The organism is Rhodococcus sp. JVH1 (assembly GCF_000280725.2).
Lineage (GTDB): Bacteria > Actinomycetota > Actinomycetes > Mycobacteriales > Mycobacteriaceae > Rhodococcus_F > Rhodococcus_F jostii_A.
This window is the reverse complement of the sequence record NZ_CP166289.1, coordinates 1,625,773-1,642,926: the sequence shown is the minus strand read 5'-3', so window position 1 is coordinate 1,642,926 and position 17,154 is coordinate 1,625,773. Positions and strand designations below refer to the sequence as shown.

Annotated in this window: 16 protein-coding genes; 6 read left to right on the top strand and 10 right to left on the bottom strand. The window is 62.8% G+C overall.

Annotation, left to right across the window (positions count from 1 at the left end; genetic code table 11):
• Position 1: 1 nt before the first annotated feature.
• From JVH1_RS07690 to JVH1_RS07675, 4 genes are read right to left on the bottom strand one after another with little or no spacing between them, the layout of a single operon-like run.
• On the bottom strand, positions 2–1,006 hold the full coding sequence (locus tag JVH1_RS07690; RefSeq protein WP_009478979.1) for a glycosyltransferase: 1,005 nt from the start codon (positions 1,004–1,006) through the stop codon (positions 2–4).
• Positions 1,003–2,292 carry a lipopolysaccharide biosynthesis protein gene (locus tag JVH1_RS07685; protein ID WP_009478980.1) on the bottom strand — a complete coding sequence of 430 codons (1,290 nt, stop codon included), beginning with the start codon at positions 2,290–2,292 and terminating at the stop codon, positions 1,003–1,005. Before JVH1_RS07685 ends, JVH1_RS07690 begins: the two co-directional genes overlap by 4 nt.
• Positions 2,285–3,466: a glycosyltransferase family 4 protein gene (locus JVH1_RS07680; RefSeq protein WP_043781840.1), complete on the bottom strand. Its 1,182-nt coding sequence runs from the start codon at positions 3,464–3,466 to the stop codon at positions 2,285–2,287. The genes JVH1_RS07685 and JVH1_RS07680 overlap by 8 nt, the downstream gene beginning before the upstream one ends.
• Positions 3,463–4,524 carry a glycosyltransferase family 4 protein gene (locus tag JVH1_RS07675; RefSeq protein ID WP_043781842.1) on the bottom strand — a complete coding sequence of 354 codons (1,062 nt, stop codon included), beginning with the start codon at positions 4,522–4,524 and terminating at the stop codon, positions 3,463–3,465. The genes JVH1_RS07680 and JVH1_RS07675 overlap by 4 nt, the downstream gene beginning before the upstream one ends.
• Before the next feature lie 299 nt (positions 4,525–4,823).
• Between JVH1_RS07675 and JVH1_RS07670 the strand changes: the two genes are divergently transcribed.
• A complete protein-coding gene (locus JVH1_RS07670; RefSeq protein ID WP_009478981.1) occupies positions 4,824–5,672 on the top strand; it encodes a glycosyltransferase family 2 protein in 849 nt (282 codons plus the stop codon).
• Positions 5,673–5,755: 83 nt separating this feature from the next.
• On the opposite strand, the gene JVH1_RS07665 is transcribed toward JVH1_RS07670, so the two are convergent.
• On the bottom strand, positions 5,756–7,204 hold the full coding sequence (locus JVH1_RS07665) for a sugar transferase (protein ID WP_009478982.1): 1,449 nt from the start codon (positions 7,202–7,204) through the stop codon (positions 5,756–5,758).
• Positions 7,201–8,439, bottom strand: coding sequence for a methyltransferase domain-containing protein (locus JVH1_RS07660; RefSeq protein ID WP_083849874.1), 1,239 nt, complete (start codon positions 8,437–8,439; stop codon positions 7,201–7,203). The genes JVH1_RS07665 and JVH1_RS07660 overlap by 4 nt, the downstream gene beginning before the upstream one ends.
• A 17-nt stretch (positions 8,440–8,456) precedes the next feature.
• Between JVH1_RS07660 and JVH1_RS07655 the strand changes: the two genes are divergently transcribed.
• On the top strand, positions 8,457–9,056 hold the full coding sequence (locus JVH1_RS07655) for a dTDP-4-dehydrorhamnose 3,5-epimerase family protein (RefSeq protein ID WP_083849875.1): 600 nt from the start codon (positions 8,457–8,459) through the stop codon (positions 9,054–9,056).
• 19 nt (positions 9,057–9,075) lie between these two features.
• On the opposite strand, the gene JVH1_RS07650 is transcribed toward JVH1_RS07655, so the two are convergent.
• The 4 genes from JVH1_RS07650 to JVH1_RS07635 are packed head-to-tail and all read right to left on the bottom strand — an operon-like array spanning position 9,076 to position 12,818.
• Positions 9,076–10,116 (bottom strand): NAD(P)-dependent oxidoreductase, encoded by a 1,041-nt coding sequence (locus JVH1_RS07650; protein WP_009478986.1) that lies wholly within the window; start codon positions 10,114–10,116, stop codon positions 9,076–9,078.
• Between the two features lies 1 nt (position 10,117).
• Positions 10,118–10,768 carry a PIG-L deacetylase family protein gene (locus tag JVH1_RS07645; RefSeq protein ID WP_011597868.1) on the bottom strand — a complete coding sequence of 217 codons (651 nt, stop codon included), beginning with the start codon at positions 10,766–10,768 and terminating at the stop codon, positions 10,118–10,120.
• A complete protein-coding gene (locus tag JVH1_RS07640; RefSeq protein ID WP_009478988.1) occupies positions 10,768–11,562 on the bottom strand; it encodes a glucose-1-phosphate cytidylyltransferase in 795 nt (264 codons plus the stop codon). The genes JVH1_RS07645 and JVH1_RS07640 overlap by 1 nt, the downstream gene beginning before the upstream one ends.
• Positions 11,559–12,818, bottom strand: coding sequence for a class I SAM-dependent methyltransferase (locus JVH1_RS07635; RefSeq protein WP_011597869.1), 1,260 nt, complete (start codon positions 12,816–12,818; stop codon positions 11,559–11,561). The genes JVH1_RS07640 and JVH1_RS07635 overlap by 4 nt, the downstream gene beginning before the upstream one ends.
• Before the next feature lie 349 nt (positions 12,819–13,167).
• On the opposite strand from JVH1_RS07635, the gene JVH1_RS07630 reads away from it, so the two are divergent.
• The 4 genes from JVH1_RS07630 to JVH1_RS07615 all read left to right on the top strand — a co-directional run bounded on the left by JVH1_RS07630 (position 13,168) and on the right by JVH1_RS07615 (position 17,150).
• Positions 13,168–13,620, top strand: a complete 453-nt coding sequence (locus JVH1_RS07630; protein WP_009478990.1) for a GyrI-like domain-containing protein — start codon at positions 13,168–13,170, stop codon at positions 13,618–13,620.
• A gap of 8 nt (positions 13,621–13,628) precedes the next feature.
• The gene (locus JVH1_RS07625; protein ID WP_009478991.1) at positions 13,629–14,054 is read left to right on the top strand and encodes a hypothetical protein; all 426 of its coding nucleotides are present in this window, start codon (positions 13,629–13,631) and stop codon (positions 14,052–14,054) included.
• A 193-nt stretch (positions 14,055–14,247) separates the two neighbouring features.
• Positions 14,248–15,024: a hypothetical protein gene (locus JVH1_RS07620; protein ID WP_009478992.1), complete on the top strand. Its 777-nt coding sequence runs from the start codon at positions 14,248–14,250 to the stop codon at positions 15,022–15,024.
• Positions 15,021–17,150: an Rv1355c family protein gene (locus tag JVH1_RS07615; RefSeq protein ID WP_009478993.1), complete on the top strand. Its 2,130-nt coding sequence runs from the start codon at positions 15,021–15,023 to the stop codon at positions 17,148–17,150. The genes JVH1_RS07620 and JVH1_RS07615 overlap by 4 nt, the downstream gene beginning before the upstream one ends.
• The last annotated feature ends 4 nt before the right edge of the window (positions 17,151–17,154 follow it).

The window sequence follows — 17,154 nt, the reverse complement described above, 5'->3', positions numbered from 1 at the left end:
GTCAGCAGATTTCATCGACGATCTCTCGGGCACGATCCACATATCTGTGCCTACCCTCCACGATCCGCCGGAAACCCGACTCTGCAATCTTCTCTGCCTGCCCGGGACTCATCACGCACCATTCCAGGATCTCGTCCAACTCGTTCTCGTTCGAAAACAGGAGACATTCCGTGCCCTCCTCCAGAAGTTCCGCATGTTCGCTCGTCCTCTCGCCCACGAAGAGTCCGCCGGACGCGGGCACTTCAAAAGTTCTGCAGGTATGTGTGTCCCGGTTGTCGGAGTTGAGCAGAACGAGGTTCGCCGTCACGGACGCGATTTCCGAGGCGAAATGCTCTCCGTACACCGGACCCGCGACTTCGGCACTGGTGACCTGCAACTCGGGCACACGGCACCAGCCGGGCCCGCGAACGAGCAAATTCTTGCCGTACTTTCGTGCCAGTGAGATCAAGCGATCGCGACGGTCGGGACGGCAGGCTCCGATGAAGCCGACGACGTATCGTCGGGAGTCTCGTCGTGCCGCGAGGTGGTGCCACGCAGGGTCATATGCGCTGAGCACGAACTTGACGGCGCGCGCACCACGTTCGAGTAGCTCAGGGACGTTGTGGCGCTTGGTCGTGACGACGAGGTCCCATTCGCTCTCCAGTTCCAGGTAGCCGGGCGATGTGTTGTAGGGGTTGGAGGTGTCGTCGGGGCTGTAGTGAACATGGAACTGCGCCGGGACGTCGAGGAGACGCCGTTGGTCGAGGAAGACGGCCTTGAATCCGAACACCATGTCGGGTTTGAATTCGGCAGCGATGGCATCGATGCGCGATTGAACGGCTTCGATACTCCAGCGCGCCCGCCGGCGAGTGGCCTTCGCGTAGATCCACGGGGGTGACAGCCGCGGAGGAAGTGACACCGACGTCGAGTCGACGACGACAACGTCGTGTCCCGCCTGCCGGAACCCGTTGGCGAGCGATCGAGCGTTGCTTCCGACCCAGTCGTCGCCGACATACAGGATCTTCATAGCCGATTCTCCTTGTGAACCAGCGCGACCTCTGTGGCGGTGCCGCCGGCATTGCGTTCTTTTCGCTCGCGACCGGCGAGTCGCCGCATCCGGACGACGTACCACAGCGCCACGGAGAACTCGCAGCACAATGTGCCGTAGACGAGGGCCCACACCGATTGTGTCAGTGCAGCGACGAGTAGTGACGCGGCTGCGACGAAGGTTCCGATGGTTGCGCCGATCAAGACGCCGCTCGTGTCCTGCTTGACGGGTAGGACCGCGGTGGTGACAAATGACGTCAAGGCGGTCGCGGGCAGTATGAGCACCTCGACTCGCAGGAGCGGAATGGCCTCGGAAAAATCGCTTCCGAAGACGAGGTTGATCAGGGCCGGCGCCGCAATCCATACCGCGACCGTCGCAACTCCGGCCGCGCAAAGACATACGATAAGCGCCTGGGTTGCGCGTCGCCAGAATTGATCGTCGGTGCTGTGGCGGGCCATGCGTGGCAGTAGCGCGAAGCCTATTGGATCGAGCAAGGACTGTATGGCTCGCACCAGCCGATCTCCGGCAGAATACAGGCCGATGGACACCGCGTCGAGCACCGAGGAGTACACCGCAACAGCGCCCTGCCCGTAGCTTGCTACGAGCAGACGTGAGGTGAGGACGGGTGCTCCCATTCGGAGAATTGTCGTCACCTCGCGTGGACGACATGGGCGGCCGAACTTCTTGAGAGAGTCCCTCCAGGTCAGTGCGACGGTCAGTGTGGACGACACGAGTAAGCAGAGGATGGCGACAGAGGGATGGGGCAGGCGCGGGAGCAACGACATCAGGAGTGCGAGGTACGCGATTCGGCCGACGCCCTGATATGCCATCGACGCTCCGAATCGTCCTTGCCCTATGAGAACCCAGTCCTCGGAGATGGACCAGAAGCCGCCGGCGAACAACCCGAGCAGAATCATGTGAAGGTGGATATCGACGCCGTAGACGAGGCTGGCGAGTAAGGCGGCACCTATGGTCCCGAGAATTGCCGCACGGATTACGAGATAGTTTCCGCGGAGCTGATTGATGTCTGCGCTGTGGACCATCGCGGCGAGAAACTGGGTGATCCCGAGATCGACGAGCAGGGATCCGATGAAGTAGGAAGACATTCCGATCGCGAGAAGCCCGAGTCCTTCGGTTCCGAGAACTCGCGCTATCAACGGAAGCGTTACCACCGTGATCACATACTGGCCGTACTTCCCGAAGCTCACGAAAGCGATGTCACGCACGACAGTGACGATGTGGTTTTCTCGTCGGTCGTCAGCCATGCGCTGCTCGCTTACGTTCCGGCGTGGCAGACACGGTGTCGAGAAATGACGCTATATCGCGAGCGGACTCGGCAATATCGAAATGAGTTGCGCGTCGTCGGCCCGCTGCCGAAAGACATCGACGAAGCTCACGGTCGCCGATCAATGTATTCAGCGCCGCTGTCAGTTGCTCCTGATCACCGCCGTCGACGAGTAGCCCGTTGATCCCCGACTCGACGATCTCGGTCGGGCCGCCTGGGCCCGAGGCGATTACCGCGCAGCCCGCGTTCATCCCCTCCACAACGACCTGACCGAACGGTTCCGGGATGACGGAACAGTGCACCAGAATGTCTGCATGCCGCATGTAGGCGTCAGGGTGGTCGACGTGTCCCGTAAAGATCACTGGAAGGTCGAGTTCGTGTGCGAGACGCTCCAGGCTTTCACGAAAAGCTTCCTCGCCGAAGAATGTCCCTCCGACGAGATAGACGCACTGAGGTCGAACAGTCGTATCGGCCAGCGCGCGCAGGAAAACGTCCTGCCCTTTCCAGGGCGTCAAGCGCCCGACGGCGACGACAACAGTTTCGGATGGGCGACGTTGGCTTACGTGATCGGCAAGCCTGCTCGGTTCGACGCCGGGGTAGGCGACGAGCGTTGCCCTGTGCCAGGCGAACAGCGTACTCATCGTCGATCTGCTGTTGGCGATGTAACCTCGGCTGAACACCCAGCCGAGCCCGCGAACTACGCCGGCGAGGAGACCCCCGAAGTATTCGGCGGATATCCGGTCGTGCACCTGCCATACAAGTGGGATCCCGGCGCGTCGCGCAGCGACTGCGCCGATGACCAATGCCTTGGTACTTTCTGCGACGAGAACTGTCGCCCCTGTCGCCCTCGCGGTCGCGCCAGCCGACCATCCGATCTTGGCGAGTCCGAAGAATCCCAGGATCAGTCGGCGCAAGCTCCTGCTTCGGACGGTCACGGCGCGGCTGTCGAAAGTGTTTGGCAAAATGATGGTTTCCAGACCGGCCTCGCGCATGCGATCGACGACTGGCCCGCCCTGAGCACAGGCCACCGAGACATCGACGCGTCGCCCCGTGTCGCCTGATCCGTTGTCGCGAAGAGCGATTGCCAATCGAAGTGTCGCCAACTCGGCACCAGAAGGTGCGGCTGTGTGTGTGATGAACAGGGCCTTGGTCATGAGACCAGTTCCTCGTACATCGAGATGTGTTGCTGCGAGGCGGCGTCCCAGGAGAATGTTTCGGCGTGAGTGCGACACTGCCCGGGACCGGGAATGTGTCCGTCCAGAGCCCGGACGATGCGCTCTCCGAGCGCATCGGCGTCGCCGGGGGGAACGATCAAGGAAGGGTCGAGTTCCTGCACGGAGTCAGGTAATCCGCCGCACTCGGTCACGATCGGGGCGCGCCCGGCGGCCAGGGATTCCAGCGCAATGAGCCCGAACCCTTCCAACGCAACGGATGGCACGACGGTCAGAGCCGCCTGCCCGTACAACTGAGCCAGTCGTCCGTCGGTGGCAGTTCCCTCGAATGTGATCGAGTCCAGGTAGCCAGCCTCGGCAGCTTGTCCTCGGAGGGCCGATTCTTCGGTACCTGTACCGACTATCACCAGGCGGGCGTCGGGATGGGCAGCGATGACGGCTCGCCACGACCGGAGCAGAACATGGATACCCATCCTCCGCTCGAGGCGTCGAACACAGAGGATGGTGCATGACGCCGAGGGAGAGTCCGATGGGCGAAAGCGGGCGAGATCGACACCAGGAGGAATAACCCTGATCTTGCGTTCCGGAACCCGATAGCACTCGACGAGCAGACTTCGGAAGTGCTTGGACAGCACGACGAAGCGGTCTGCGCCGGCGTAGCGGAGCCGTTCGATCCAGTACTTCGACCGCGCAGTGATCTCACTGGCCCCAACCATGCGACTTTCGGCTGCCCAGGGCCCGTGAAAGTGGACAACGAGGGGATGTTTGCCATGCGCGCCGATCGCCGAGCGCCCATATAGGCAGAAATGGCGGTCGATGACCGCGTCCGGCGGTAGAGCGCTGGTGTCGCGAAAAGCGGTATATGCGCGGCGCAGTGTCGATGCACCGACCGGGCCCCACGAATGCCCGCCCTGTTCGGGCTTACCGAACGCTGCAGCGGAAACATCGACGCCCGGGCGTTCATTCAGTGTGGAATACAGGTCGGTGAAGTATCGGTTCAATCCACCATGTCCCGACGTGAACCACTCCGCCCCCGTCATATGGAGCCGCAGAGACCGAGTGTTGTCGAGTTGTGGACTACCCACCGTAAAGTTCATGTCGCGCCGGCTGTCGTTGCTATTGCGCTGTCACGCCGGTCCATTCGGTACCGGATTACTAAACTCTACATTGCTGTGCACGGACGCGCGATGTCGTTGCGGGACTTTCGCAATGCTCGTTCGGCCCGATGTCTCGAGCCGCTCCGCGTGATAGAATCGAAGGCAGTCCTGTCACCAGGAAGCATTGGTACACAACGAGATCATGATTGTCGTTCGCGTCGAGGGTTTGGTGGAGAATAGCGATGGCTGCTGCCACGGTTTCCGTCTGCGTTCCGGCATATAACGCCGCCAGCACTCTCGAAGAGACGGTGCGATCGGTCCTCGACCAGGACGTCGAAATCGATCTGGTAATTCTCGACAATGCGAGCGAAGACGCCACACAATCTATTGCGCGCTCGTTCAGCGACCCACGGGTGCGAGTCTTTTGCAACGACGTCGTTCTGCCGATCGGCGCCAACTGGAACAGGGTAGTGGGATTCTCGACCGGCCGATTGGTGAAGGTCGTCTGTGCGGACGATGTCCTGATGCCCGGATCGCTCGAAATGCAAATTCGTGTAATGGGCGATCCGGCAATAGCTCTCAGCTCCGCCAAGTTCGACGTGATCGACGAGGGCGGGGCGCTGCGTGAGTCGCGATTGGGGATTCCCGGCTTGGAGGGGCTCCATACTCCGCGCACTTTGATGAGGACAATTGTCCGACGAGGGCCGGCCGACTTCGGACCGACAGCGGCCGCGATGTTCAGGCGAGAGCATTTTGATCGTGTGGGCGGATTCCGCGGTGATCTCGTTTTCCCCATGGACGTTGATCTGTTCGCGCGAGTGACAGCCTTCGGGATGTTCTTCGGGATGTCCGAACTCGTGGCTGCGTGGCGGGACTCCACGTTCAACATGTGCAGTCGGACATCGACGGTCAGCAAGTTGTCGGATATGCTTCGCTTCCATCACCGAATTGCTCGTGACTATCCCGAGTTCGTCTGTCCTGCAGATGTTCTTGCTGGTGATATGCGCCTGATGAGAGCGGCGGTTCAGCGGCTCGCCGTGCGATCCCGCACCGTTGTGGCGCGAAGGACTCGGTTGCAAGTCGACTGCTGAGTCGCCCTGGGTGCCGTAGCCATGGGTGCCGTACTGTGTGCCCACTTTCCGGGGGAATTTCGCCATTGCACATCTGTCGCTGGCTACTTTCCTCCGAGTTTGATCACCGCCACTGCCGTCAGGAGTAGTACCTTGACATCGAACCACATGCTCCAATTCTCGATGTAGTAGTTGTCGAAGCGGGTGCGATTCCCGATCGACGTGTCGCCGCGTAGGCCGTTGACTGCGGCCCATCCCGTTATTCCCGTCGGTACGCGGTGGCGCGCTGCATAATTGGGAACCGTGGCCCGGAACTTGTCGACGAAGTGGGGACGTTCAGGCCTCGGACCGACGAGTGTCATGTCTCCCCGAATTACATTCCACAGTTGCGGCAATTCGTCGAGCGAGGTCGCTCGTAGGATCCGACCGAGGCGCCCGATCCTGGCGTCATGTGCAATGCACCAGTGGGTAGCGGATTCGTGGTCGCTTGCCGGGTTCATTGTTCGGAACTTGAGAAGTTCGAATATCCGGTCGTCCAAGCCGACTCGCTTCTGTCTGAACAACACCGGTGCCGATCGGTCCGAAAAATACACCGCGACGGCGATCGCGAGAAGTGTCGGGGCCAACGCTACAAGCATCGCCGCGCTGAGGACTCGGCCCATCCATAACTTCACCCGCCACAGGAACGATCGGTGTGCCGCTCGCCGAAACTTCTTCAGTGGGACGGCACCGATGTGTTCCATGTCGCCGGTGACCGCAGTGAGCTCCCACAGTCGGGGAACTGCGAATATTTCGCAGTCGATGCGGTCGCATTCACGCAACGCGTGGATGATCGCGCCGTCGACGGCGTGGGGAAAGGCGAGTACCGCCGTGTCGATGTGGTGGGTCGTAAGGTACTCACACAGGTTCCCTCGCAGTGGGGTGATCGGTACGTTCCCATTGTGCGCGGTCTCGGTGAGTAGGGAGTCGTCGAGAAGTCCGATCAACTGCAGTCCACATGACGGCTCAGCGACCATACTGTTCGCCAGTATCTTCGCGACAGGTCCTCCACCGATGATCACCGTTCGACGACCACCGCGGAGCTTCCGTCTGAAGTAGCGTTCGACCGCGTTGGTGGCGTTGCGGGACAGTACGAGGGCAAAGAGGGTTACTGCTGCCAGCTTGACGGCGCCCACCAATGTGCCGTTCGGGGTCAAGATCACTGCCGTGCCCATTGCTGCCAGTGTGCTTGCGAGTGCAAGTCGGGGCAGGGTGTCGAGTACTGAGAGCGTCAGGTGGGGGTGGTACGCACCTGTGAGCGCCAGGATCGCCACGATTATCGCTGCGAACTGCGCGGGACGATCGATCCGTGTCACTGAACAGACGATCGACAGCACGATGAAGTCGGTCGCGATCGGTAACAGGTAGGTTCGTGCACGCTTGCTCGACAAGGGTCGGCTTGGAGCCGGCAGCGAATCCGGAACGATATCTGCGGAGTGGCGGACCGCGCGCGTCAGGGGAGGTCGTGGATACAAGGGTCCGATTCGCAATATCCGACGGGTGCTGGTGGTCATGGCTGTACTTCATCTCGGTTGCTGGCGGTTGAACGCGAATCGAGCAGGCCGTCTCGGCCCATCTGCGTGCCCGCGTATGTATCAGGGTGTCTCGGCGCCGGGTGCTCCCGACTCCGAGGTCCGACGAGCGCTGGAGCCGGGACGCGTTGCGTCTCAGATGGCAGGACCCACCGTCCGGAGAGTTCCGGATAGCGCTGCGACACTTCGGGAAGTAGATCCGGCAGCGTGAGCGCAACCTTGTCCGGCTGAGCGCGAAGTAGTTGCTCAGGCGAAATGATCGGCACATCGGTGCCGGGCATTCGCCGCCCTTGTTTGGCGGTGGATGCGTCGGCTACGGCCGCGACAAGGCCTCGGTCGACGCCCGCGTGGGCGAACAGTGGTACGGCCCGAGATGCGGCGCCATAGGCAAACACTCGACAATGCCGCTGTGACATCGCTGTCAGCCAGTCGCGAAAGGCTGTCGCATTCGTGTCCGCGGCGAGTTGCAAGGATTGCACGGTGACGGGGTTCGTGACTCCGGTCATGCGCTCATCCGCGAGTATGCGATGAACACGGGGTGTCGGGGGTGCGCACGGCGAACGGCGTGCGGCGGCCAAGACCGTGCCGCCATAGAGGTCGAAGACCCAGGCGTGTGTGAGGTGTAGTCCTGCGTCGGTCAGTAACCGGCGCAGTGAGGTCAAGGAATAGTATGCGAAATGACCGTGCCGGAGTGCCGTCCACTGCTGATGCTTCACAATCGTAGTGAGAGAATGAAATTGGATGAGCAGGGTGCCGTCTGGGTCGAGTGCCGCTGCCCGCGCCGACAAGGCCACCCGCTGGTCGGGTTCGTGCATGATCCCGAAGCAATCGATCACCACAGAGGCTGTCCGGCGGTCTGTCGCGACACGGAACCCCCGCGAGGTGAGCAGTGGTAACCATGTTCCGCCGTGTGGGCTGCCGAACTCGGTGACGGTGTCGCCCGTGAGGTATCCGGCATCGGCGACGGCACGGACAGCTGTGCATGCTTGCGTTCTCAAAGCCTCTGGTTCGACGCCACGTGGCTCCTCCGGAACGGTGTCGTCGTCGACGAGCTGAGCAAGGCCGCACTCTCGACACAACGCCATTGTCAGGCGGTGCGCCGATTCGGCCGCGGTGATCGGACTACCGACAGGAGGGAAGAAGTCGGCCGCGGGCATCGAACCGAGATCGAGTACCCGATCGAACACGGCAACCCCACAGCCCCGACAGGCCATCATGTCGGAACCTCGGTGCGATGGAATCGGTGCCCGACCCGGCCCTTGTGCGCAAGAATTGCAGCGTGCATGTTGAAACCACCGAATTGACGGATGTCCGGGTATTCCGGCCCGTGCCGTATCGCGACGACAGAGGTCTCTTCACTCGTACGTTCGAAGCCGGCCAGTTCGATGAACATGTGAGCGAGACCGGAATTCTGGCCGCCGATTTCCTGCAGGATTCGCAGTCCCGGTCGTGGCGCGGCGTGGTGCGGGGCATGCATGGACGCGCAAATCCCGGTGAGGCGAAACTTGTCCGGTGTGCGCATGGCGCAATTTACGACGTCCTGGTCGATATCCGCAGGGGGTCGCCGACGTTCGGGCAGAAGGAGGCATTCCGACTCGACGACGTGGACTTCGCGCATCTTTATGTCCCGCCCGGATTCCTGCACGGATTCCAGGCACTCACCGAGGTCGCGGATGTGTGCTATCGAATCGATCGTGAGCACGATCCGACGGCTGACATCGCGGTGGCCCACGACGACCCGTCTCTTGCGATAACGTGGCCGCTTCCGGTCTCGCTGATCAGTGACCGCGACGCCGCGGCGGGGAGTTGGACGGCCTTGCTCGAACGGTTGTGATGGTTCCTGGGAGTTCGCGTCATTCATGGCCGGCCCCAACTCGCTGGAACCGCAGGGACTCATCGAGTTCACCGGCGCGCTCGAGTTGCTGAAGATGGGCGAGTCGGGTGAAGCGCTGCGTGAAGAGCACGTCCGTGAGGCCCCAGCGGGTACACCGGTCGTACAATTCGGCCGCTCCGTCGACGATGCTCCATCGCGGCACGAAGTCTTCGAATGCCGTGCGGATGGCCGAGAAGTCGACGCGGTAGGACCGCGGGTCCGCGCCCGTCTCTCCCGTAATGAGCACTTGTGAGCCGGGGACCGCCGCGGCGGCGGCCTCGGCGATCTGTGCCACCGTCACATTGTTGGTCTCGGTCCCGACGTTATAGGCGGCGCAGTGGATCCGATCGACCGGCGCGGTGAGTGCACACGCGAACGCGGTGGCGATGTCCTGGGCATGTACCAGCGGGCGCCACGGCGTGCCGTCCGACGAGACTCGCACTGTGCCCGTCAGCATCGCAGTACCGACCAGGTTGTTGAGGACGATGTCGGCGCGGAGCCGGGGGGAGAATCCGAAGGCGGTCGCGTTGCGCAGGAAAACCGGAGAGAACCCGGAGTCGGCGAGTTCGGCTACGTCTTCCTCGACGCGCACCTTGCTCTCGGCGTATGGCGTGAGTGGACGCAGTGGTGCGGACTCCGTCACCAACTCGTTACCGGCCGAACCGTATACGGAGCATGTCGAGGCATACAAAAATCGCCGCACACCGGCTTGCTTCGCCAGGCGAGCCAGTCGGACGGACGCGCGATGGTTGATTTCGTACGTGATGTCCGGCGCGAGAGACCCCAGCGGGTCGTTCGACAGGGCAGCGAGGTGAATTACGGCATCGAAGCCGCACAGATGCTGCTCTGTCACGTCCCGCAGGTCTACCTGGAAAGAGGGAGGGTCGGCGGGTGCAGGACCGAGTACGCATCCGGCGAAGAGTCCGGAATCGAGACCCACGACGTCGTGCCCGCGCGTCTGCAATACCGGAACCATGACCGAGCCCAGGTATCCCTGGTGGCCGGTAAGGAGCACTCGCATGTCAGGTCCTTCCGAATCGGATGGTTGCCTTTTCGAGGACGAACGCCTCCGCGTGGGGTTGTCTGCACTGCACACCCCGCAGCCGTGACAGCCCGAGGAAGGAGTCTTCGTCGAACCAATCGTGGTTGGTTTGGGAGGGGTAGTGCTTCAGCAGTATCCGCGCCTTTTCCGTCGCCACAGCGCGGGTGAGCGGGTGGTAGATCGACGGCCGAGGTGTGTCGGTTTCCCACTTGAGGATTTCGTACCCCAGGATCAGGTGGTCACGGAACACCGTCGGAACCAGCTCCGCCAACATACGGTGGTCCTGGTGTGCGTCGGCTCGGTGCGGAGCGAATACCACATCGGGATGACAATCGCGCCCGAACGCCTCGACTGCCTTCTTGATCGGCTCCCAATATGCCGGTGCGTACCCGTCCGGAACGTCGAGAACCGTGAGCTCGAGGTCGGCGGCGGGACACAATGCCGCCAACGCATGACGCTCCTCTATTTCGCGCCGGGCGTCGGCGCCGGCCAGCACGAGCGCCCGGACGCGAAGGCCGGGAGTGCTGGAAGCAACTGTGAGAAGGGTGCCTCCGAGCCCGATCGCAACGTCGTCACAGTGCGCACCGAGCACCGCTACTTCGCGGAGCCCTCGTGTGTCGAGGCTGATCATCACGCGCTGTGTGCGGGCTGCGACGGCTCCCACACCATCCACGGATGGATGCCTTGCGAGTAGTTCGAATCGAGTTCGGCGCGCTCCTTGAAGGTGTCCGCCGGCTTCCAGAATCCCTCATGGCGATACCCGAACAAGCGGCCTTCACCGGCAAGGCGTTCACACACATCAGCCACGAGATCGCCGCCAGGGGGAAGAAGATCGAAGATCTCCCGGCTAAGGACGAAGTATCCGCCGTTCTCCCAGATGGGCAGCCGGCTGACCGGGATGATCTCCTTGACTTCGCCATTCTCGGCCACGTTGACGCAGTGGAACGAGGACTGGGGCGTGACGACGAGCATGGATGCAGCCGCGCCCGACTCGTGGAACTTCGTGATGACATCGTCGAGGGGGGCGTCGGTGAGTACGTCTGCATAGTTCGCGAGAAAGTACTCGTCTTCGCCGAGGTGCCGTCGAACACGTCGCAGACGCTCGCCGATCGCGGACTCCAGACCAGTATCGACGAACGTGATCGACCAGTCGCTGATGTCGGAGTTCAGCAGCTCGATCTTGCTCGCGCGCAATACGAAGTCGTTGGATTCCGCTTCGCGGTAGTCGAGGAAGTAGTCTTTGATGGCCTCCGCACCGTACCCGAGGCACAGAATGAACTCCGTGTGGCCGAAATGAGCGTAGTAGTGCATGACATGCCATAGCAGCGGACGTGGTCCGACCATCTGCATGGGTTTCGGGATCACGTCGTTGTGGTCGTTGCGCATGCGTAGGCCGTATCCGCCGCAGAACAGGACAACTTTCATGTCGTGAGCCTCCTTGCCACGCTCTCGGGTTGGAATGTCGCTCTGTGCAGGGAGGGGAGCGGGTACACGAGCTCTCCGCCCCACTCGGTGATGTAGTGCAGTTGTTCGGTCAGCTCCGTCTCGAGGTTCCACGGCAGCGCGAGGACGACGTCCGGCCGATCCTTCTCGATCTGCCGGGGATCGAGAATCGGGATCCGGGTGCCCGGCGTGTACCGGCCGTGCTTGTACGGATTACGGTCGACCGTGTATTCGAGTAGGTCGGGGCGAATTCCGCAGTAGTTCAGCAGGGTGTTTCCCTTGCCGGGAGCGCCGTAGCCGACGACGGTCCTGTTCTGGGCCCGGCAGTCGAGGAGGAACCCGAGCAGTTCTTGTCGAGCAACTCTCGCCTGAGTTTCGAGTCGGCTGTATCCGTCGACGGTGTGCAGTCCGGCGTCTTCTTCCGCCTTCAATACGTCGGTGACGCGCGGGGTGGGCACCTCGCCGGCAGTGCCGGGACGTGCCCAGATCCGGATCGAGCCGCCGTGTGTCTCCAGAAGTTCCACATCGACGACCGAGAGGCCGGCCGTGGCAAGCGCACGCATGGCGGAGAGGAGCGTGTAGTACTGAAAGTGCTCGTGATAGACCGTGTCGAATTGCCCGAGGACGATCAGATTCAGGGCGTGGTGCACCTCGATACTCAGCTGGCCGTCGTCGGCGACGAGGGTACGCAGCGCGCGAGTGAACCCGCGGAGGTCGGGGATGTGCGCATACACGTTGTTCGCAACCACGAGGTCTGCCGGACCGTGCTCGGCGCGGATGTCGGCGGCGAGTTCCTCGTCGAGAAATGCGGTGAGAGTGGGAACACCTCGTTCACGTGCGGCCGCGCCGACGTTGTGCGACGGTTCGATTCCGACGCAGCGGATCCCGGCGTCGACCGCGTGCTGCAGCAGGTAACCGTCATTACTCGCGACCTCGACGATCAATGATCTCGAGTCGAGGCCGAGCCGCGTCACCGAGGAGCCGACGAACTGCCGTGCGTGTTCCACCCATGAATCCGAGTAGGAGGAGTAGTAGGCATAGTCGGTGAAAGTGTCCTCCGGGGAGATCAGGGCCGGAACCTGAAGTAGGAGGCAGTCCTCGCAGATGCGCAGGTGCAGCGGATAGTTCGTCTCGGGGGCGTCCAGGCCTTGCTCGGTCAAGAAGAGCTCGCACGGCGGCGTCGCCCCCAGATCCAGGACGCTTCGCAAGCGATCGGAGTCGCACAGTCGGCAGCGCACGGGCAGTCTCCCCTCGTCATCGAGACCTGGAGGTCGCTCTGTGTGTTAGTTGCGTCACACCCAAGGTCTCGATCCGTCCAATAAACCACACTCCAAGTCGTCTTGCAAGGCCTGAAACCAACTTCAAGTATGTTAATCCTCGGGAATAACGGATGGTTGCCCTTTTGTTTGACGTCTCGCGGAGACTTGATCAAATAAGTGATGACTTAGCCATGTAGGTTTTTCGCGACTAAGGACGCAGACCGCGGATCCTGGACGAGGTATGGTGATATCTCGTCCTCCGAATTAAAGGCGGGCGAGCAATAATTGCCATTGAAGCCAATGTGCCGATGACATCGGAGGGTGCCCGATGCCGTTCGTCATAGTCGAACGCGAAGAGACACTGGTCGCCGGACTGGCCGTCCGCAGTCCGAAGAGGGCGCTGGGAAAAGCGCGCGACAAGGACCTCGAAAAGACGTGGTCGACCCTTCTCGCGCAAAACGTGGACAGGCCGTTGGCTTCTGCTTATGTCGACCACGCTCCCGAGATCAACTCGTATTACACGCAAATCGTGGGCTACGAGTGCTCTTCGATCGATCAGGTCGGACGCGGGCATCTGGTATCGCGGATTCCTGCGGGGACCTATGCGAAGTTCTCCTCCGTGGGAACCTTCCCCGACCTCTTCGACGCGCTCTGGGGGCAGATTCGTGATGCGGAGGAATCGCGGCAGATTCAACGCTCCTACACCGGTGACTTCGAGTTCTACCCGCACGCCTTCGGGATCGATTTGTATGTGGCGATAGTGCCACCCGCCACGAGGTAGGGGCCACAATGAGTTTCGAGATCGTCAAGCGTGAGTCCGCCGACTTCGGCGGGCTGGTTCTGCCGCGCATGGAGCTGGGTTCGTCGGCGCACGCGAGCGATCTGATGAAGTTCACTCGGGAGCGCGTCCAGCAGCGTGGTGTCGAGGAGCTGATCACCGTTTACGTCGCCGTCCCGGATCTGGGGTGGACCGCGGTGATCGGATACCGGTGCATCGATGTCGGTCATCTCGAGATCGGTGACGTGCTGGTGCGTGTCCCGGCCGGCTTTTTCGCCAAGTTCACACCTGACGGGCGGTCATCCGACCCGATCGAAGACGTGTGGATTCAGGCCGAGCTGGCCGAGAAGGAAGGGCGCATCGAGCGCGCCTACGCGGAGGAGATCGAGGTCTTCCGCGCACCGAACAGCGTTGAGCTGTTCATTTCCCTCACCTAATTCCGGGTCGTCAATTACCGACCTGAAGTTTGTTTTTGGGCCCATTCATGGCATCACAGGTGACAAATCTGGTGTAAACGCGGAAAATAGGTAGCCGCGGGGCTGTGACCGGGTTCGTCTGTCCAGTTCTTGGGGTCTTTACGTAACCCGTGAGTCCCCGGAATTGCCGCACCGACGCCCGATGGGAATACCAATGTCTGTTGAACAGCTGACGAATCCGCAGATAGACGTCTGGTCGACGGAGACCATACTCGATCGAACTCTGAGTGTGTGGGATCCGCGGTCGGAGTGTCGCTTCGTCGTCGCCCGGCCCTCCGACGAGCCGACGCTCTGGGAAGAGTATCTCGAGGGAGCACTCGCGGGCTATCGCAAGTACGGCGCCGAGAAGGCGCTCGAGTACCAGCGGATTCAGGCCGGCGACACCACCGCACTGTTCTTCGTCGCCATCGCACCGGACGGTTCGGTCGCAGCCGGCGTCCGCGCCCAGGGTCCGTATCTTGTCGCTGATCAGGCGCATGCGATCACGGAATGGGGAACAGATCCCGGAGCTCCCGCCGTCCGCCGGATGATCGAGGACCGGCTTCCGTTCGGTGTCGTGGAAGCGAAGGGCGCGTGGGTGGCGGACACGGCCGCCAGGCGGGGTGAACTCGTCGGCGCATTGGGTCGCATCGCCACCTTCTCGATGGATCTGCTCGACGTCCAGTTCATGCTTGCGACCGCCGCATCCCACGTCCTGGACACGTGGCGAACCACCGGTGGCGTGGTGGCCGACCACATTGCTCCCGTGCCCTATCCGGATGACCGCTACGAGACGCGGCTGATGTGGTGGGATCGGAGTAGGCGCAGGGGCCGCGCCGAATCCATGCAGCTGGCCCAACTGTTACTCACGACGTCCCGACCGACGCCGTCGGCAGGCATCGCGACGGGGACGGGAGGAAACGTCGTCCGGCCGATGCGGAGCGTCTCGTGAACGAATCCCGCGGTGACTACACCGCCCTGCTGCTCGACGAGGACCACTCCGAGGACGCGGCGGTACTCGACCGCCTCCGCCGCGACCCCGCGGTGGTCTTCGTCGACCGGCTCGGCCAACAGATCGACAGCCTCCGTTCTCTCGTGCCCACACCGGGACCCGGCGTGCTGGACGAGACTCCGGTGTGGGCGTACTACTCGTGGCGACGGACCGTGGTGCGTCTGCTCGGCCCCGCATCGTTCCGGCTGCTGCGGCTGGACCGGAATCGGAACAAGATCACCGCGCAGGAACAGGAACGCCTCAGAGACGTGACCGTGGGGATCGTCGGTCTGAGCGTCGGTCACGCGGTCGCGTTGGCTCTCACGCTGGAAGGTGCGTGTGGCGGTCTGCGGCTCGCGGACTTCGACACCCTCGAACTGTCCAACCTGAACCGGGTTCCCGGAACGGTTCTCGATCTCGGTGTGAACAAGTCCGTGGTCGCTGCCCGCCGTATCGCGGAGATCGACCCTTACGTCACGGTGACGTTGTGGGAGGACGGTCTCGACGTCGGGTCGGTGGCCGAATTCCTGGACGGCACGGACGTGGTGATCGACGAATGCGATTCCCTGGACGTGAAGGTATCCCTGCGGCGGGAGGCCCGCCGCAGGGGATTGCCGGTGCTGATGGCGACCAGTGACCGGGGGTTGCTGGACGTCGAGCGATACGACCTCGAACCCGATCGGCCCGTCTTCCACGGAGTGATCGGCGACGTCGACGTGGAGTCGCTGGCGGGGCTCGGCTCGCGGGACAAGATTCCGCTCGTCCTTCGGATTCTCGACGCCGGACAGCTGTCGGCGACGATGGCGGCGTCGTTGGTGGAGGTGGACGAAACCATCTCCACGTGGCCTCAGCTCGGGGGCGAGGTGCTGCTCGGCGGTGCGCAGGTCGCGGCGGCGGTGCGGCGCATCGGGCTCGGACAGCCGCTCGCATCGGGTCGGTGCCGCATGGATCTGGACGAGCGTCTCGATTCCCTCGCCGATCCACCGCCACCGCACGACCTGCCGGAGGAGCCCGAAGATCGTGCGGTGCCCGCAGCAGTCTCGGACGACGCCGTCGACGCCGTCGTGCATGCCGCGTCCCGCGCGCCGTCCGGCGGCAACGTCCAGCCGTGGACGATCGCGGCGGACAACACGAGGCTGACCATTTCAGTGGCCCCTGAGTACACGACGGCCATGGACGTCGGTTACCGCGGCAGTTGTGTCGCGGTCGGCGCCGCGCTGCACAACGCCCGGATCGCCGCGTCGGCCGCCGGACTGCTCGGCGCCGTGACGGTCCACGACGGCGATGCCGGACTTCCCGCCGCCACGATGACGTTCGGCAGCGGGAACGACCGGGAACTCACCGACCGCTACGAACACATGCTCGACCGGACCACCAACCGCAGGCCGGGCGTGCCCCAGCCGTTGGACGACACGCAGGCGGGACTTCTCGCGGAGGCGGCCTCGCGCGAGGGCGCACGCCTCTGCCTGGTGACCGACCGGGACGACATCTCGACGATCGGCGCCATTCTGGCGGAGTCGGACCGAATCCGATTCCTCACGCCGACCCTGCACCGCGAGATGATCGGCGAGTTGCGGTGGCCGCCGCTGGATTCGGTCGAGACCGGCATCGACGTTCGTGCACTGGAACTCGATTCGGCGGAACTGTCGACCCTCGCGCTGCTGCGGAGACCCGAGGTAATGGAACGACTCGGCGCACTGGACGAGGGACGCGCGCTGGGCAAGTCCACCGCGGACCGTGTGGCGTCGAGCTCGGCTGTCGCGGTCGTCGCCATACCGGGCAGCACCCCTCGGGACTACGTGCGCGGCGGTGAGGCGACCGAGAGCGTGTGGATCCACGCCCAGGCGCTCGGGCTCGCCGTCCAGCCGATTTCGCCTGTGTTTCTCTACGGTGTGGAAAGTGCGGAACTCGAACAAGTCTCACCACGGTATGCGGCACCATTGGAGAGGCTGCGGGAGGAACTGTTCGACGTCGTCGGTGCGAAGGCGGGTGAAGCGCTCGCCATGGTGTTACGGCTCAGCCATGCGCCGGGCCCGTCGGTTCGGAGCGAGCGGCTCGCCGACCGAGTTCGCAGGCGGATATCGTAAGGAC

What these genes read in the sequence shown, in the direction of transcription:
- JVH1_RS07690 (WP_009478979.1), bottom strand. Translation starts at nt 1,006, where the DNA reads ATGAAGATCCTGTATGTCGGCGACGACTGGGTCGGAAGCAACGCTCGA.
- JVH1_RS07685 (WP_009478980.1), bottom strand. Translation starts at nt 2,292, where the DNA reads ATGGCTGACGACCGACGAGAAAACCACATCGTCACTGTCGTGCGTGAC.
- JVH1_RS07680 (WP_043781840.1), bottom strand. Translation starts at nt 3,466, where the DNA reads ATGACCAAGGCCCTGTTCATCACACACACAGCCGCACCTTCTGGTGCC.
- JVH1_RS07675 (WP_043781842.1), bottom strand. Translation starts at nt 4,524, where the DNA reads ATGACGGGGGCGGAGTGGTTCACGTCGGGACATGGTGGATTGAACCGA.
- JVH1_RS07670 (WP_009478981.1), top strand. Translation starts at nt 4,824, where the DNA reads ATGGCTGCTGCCACGGTTTCCGTCTGCGTTCCGGCATATAACGCCGCC.
- JVH1_RS07665 (WP_009478982.1), bottom strand. Translation starts at nt 7,204, where the DNA reads ATGACCACCAGCACCCGTCGGATATTGCGAATCGGACCCTTGTATCCA.
- JVH1_RS07660 (WP_083849874.1), bottom strand. Translation starts at nt 8,439, where the DNA reads ATGATGGCCTGTCGGGGCTGTGGGGTTGCCGTGTTCGATCGGGTACTC.
- JVH1_RS07655 (WP_083849875.1), top strand. Translation starts at nt 8,457, where the DNA reads ATGGAATCGGTGCCCGACCCGGCCCTTGTGCGCAAGAATTGCAGCGTG.
- JVH1_RS07650 (WP_009478986.1), bottom strand. Translation starts at nt 10,116, where the DNA reads ATGCGAGTGCTCCTTACCGGCCACCAGGGATACCTGGGCTCGGTCATG.
- JVH1_RS07645 (WP_011597868.1), bottom strand. Translation starts at nt 10,768, where the DNA reads ATGATCAGCCTCGACACACGAGGGCTCCGCGAAGTAGCGGTGCTCGGT.
- JVH1_RS07640 (WP_009478988.1), bottom strand. Translation starts at nt 11,562, where the DNA reads ATGAAAGTTGTCCTGTTCTGCGGCGGATACGGCCTACGCATGCGCAAC.
- JVH1_RS07630 (WP_009478990.1), top strand. Translation starts at nt 13,168, where the DNA reads ATGCCGTTCGTCATAGTCGAACGCGAAGAGACACTGGTCGCCGGACTG.
- JVH1_RS07625 (WP_009478991.1), top strand. Translation starts at nt 13,629, where the DNA reads ATGAGTTTCGAGATCGTCAAGCGTGAGTCCGCCGACTTCGGCGGGCTG.
- JVH1_RS07620 (WP_009478992.1), top strand. Translation starts at nt 14,248, where the DNA reads ATGTCTGTTGAACAGCTGACGAATCCGCAGATAGACGTCTGGTCGACG.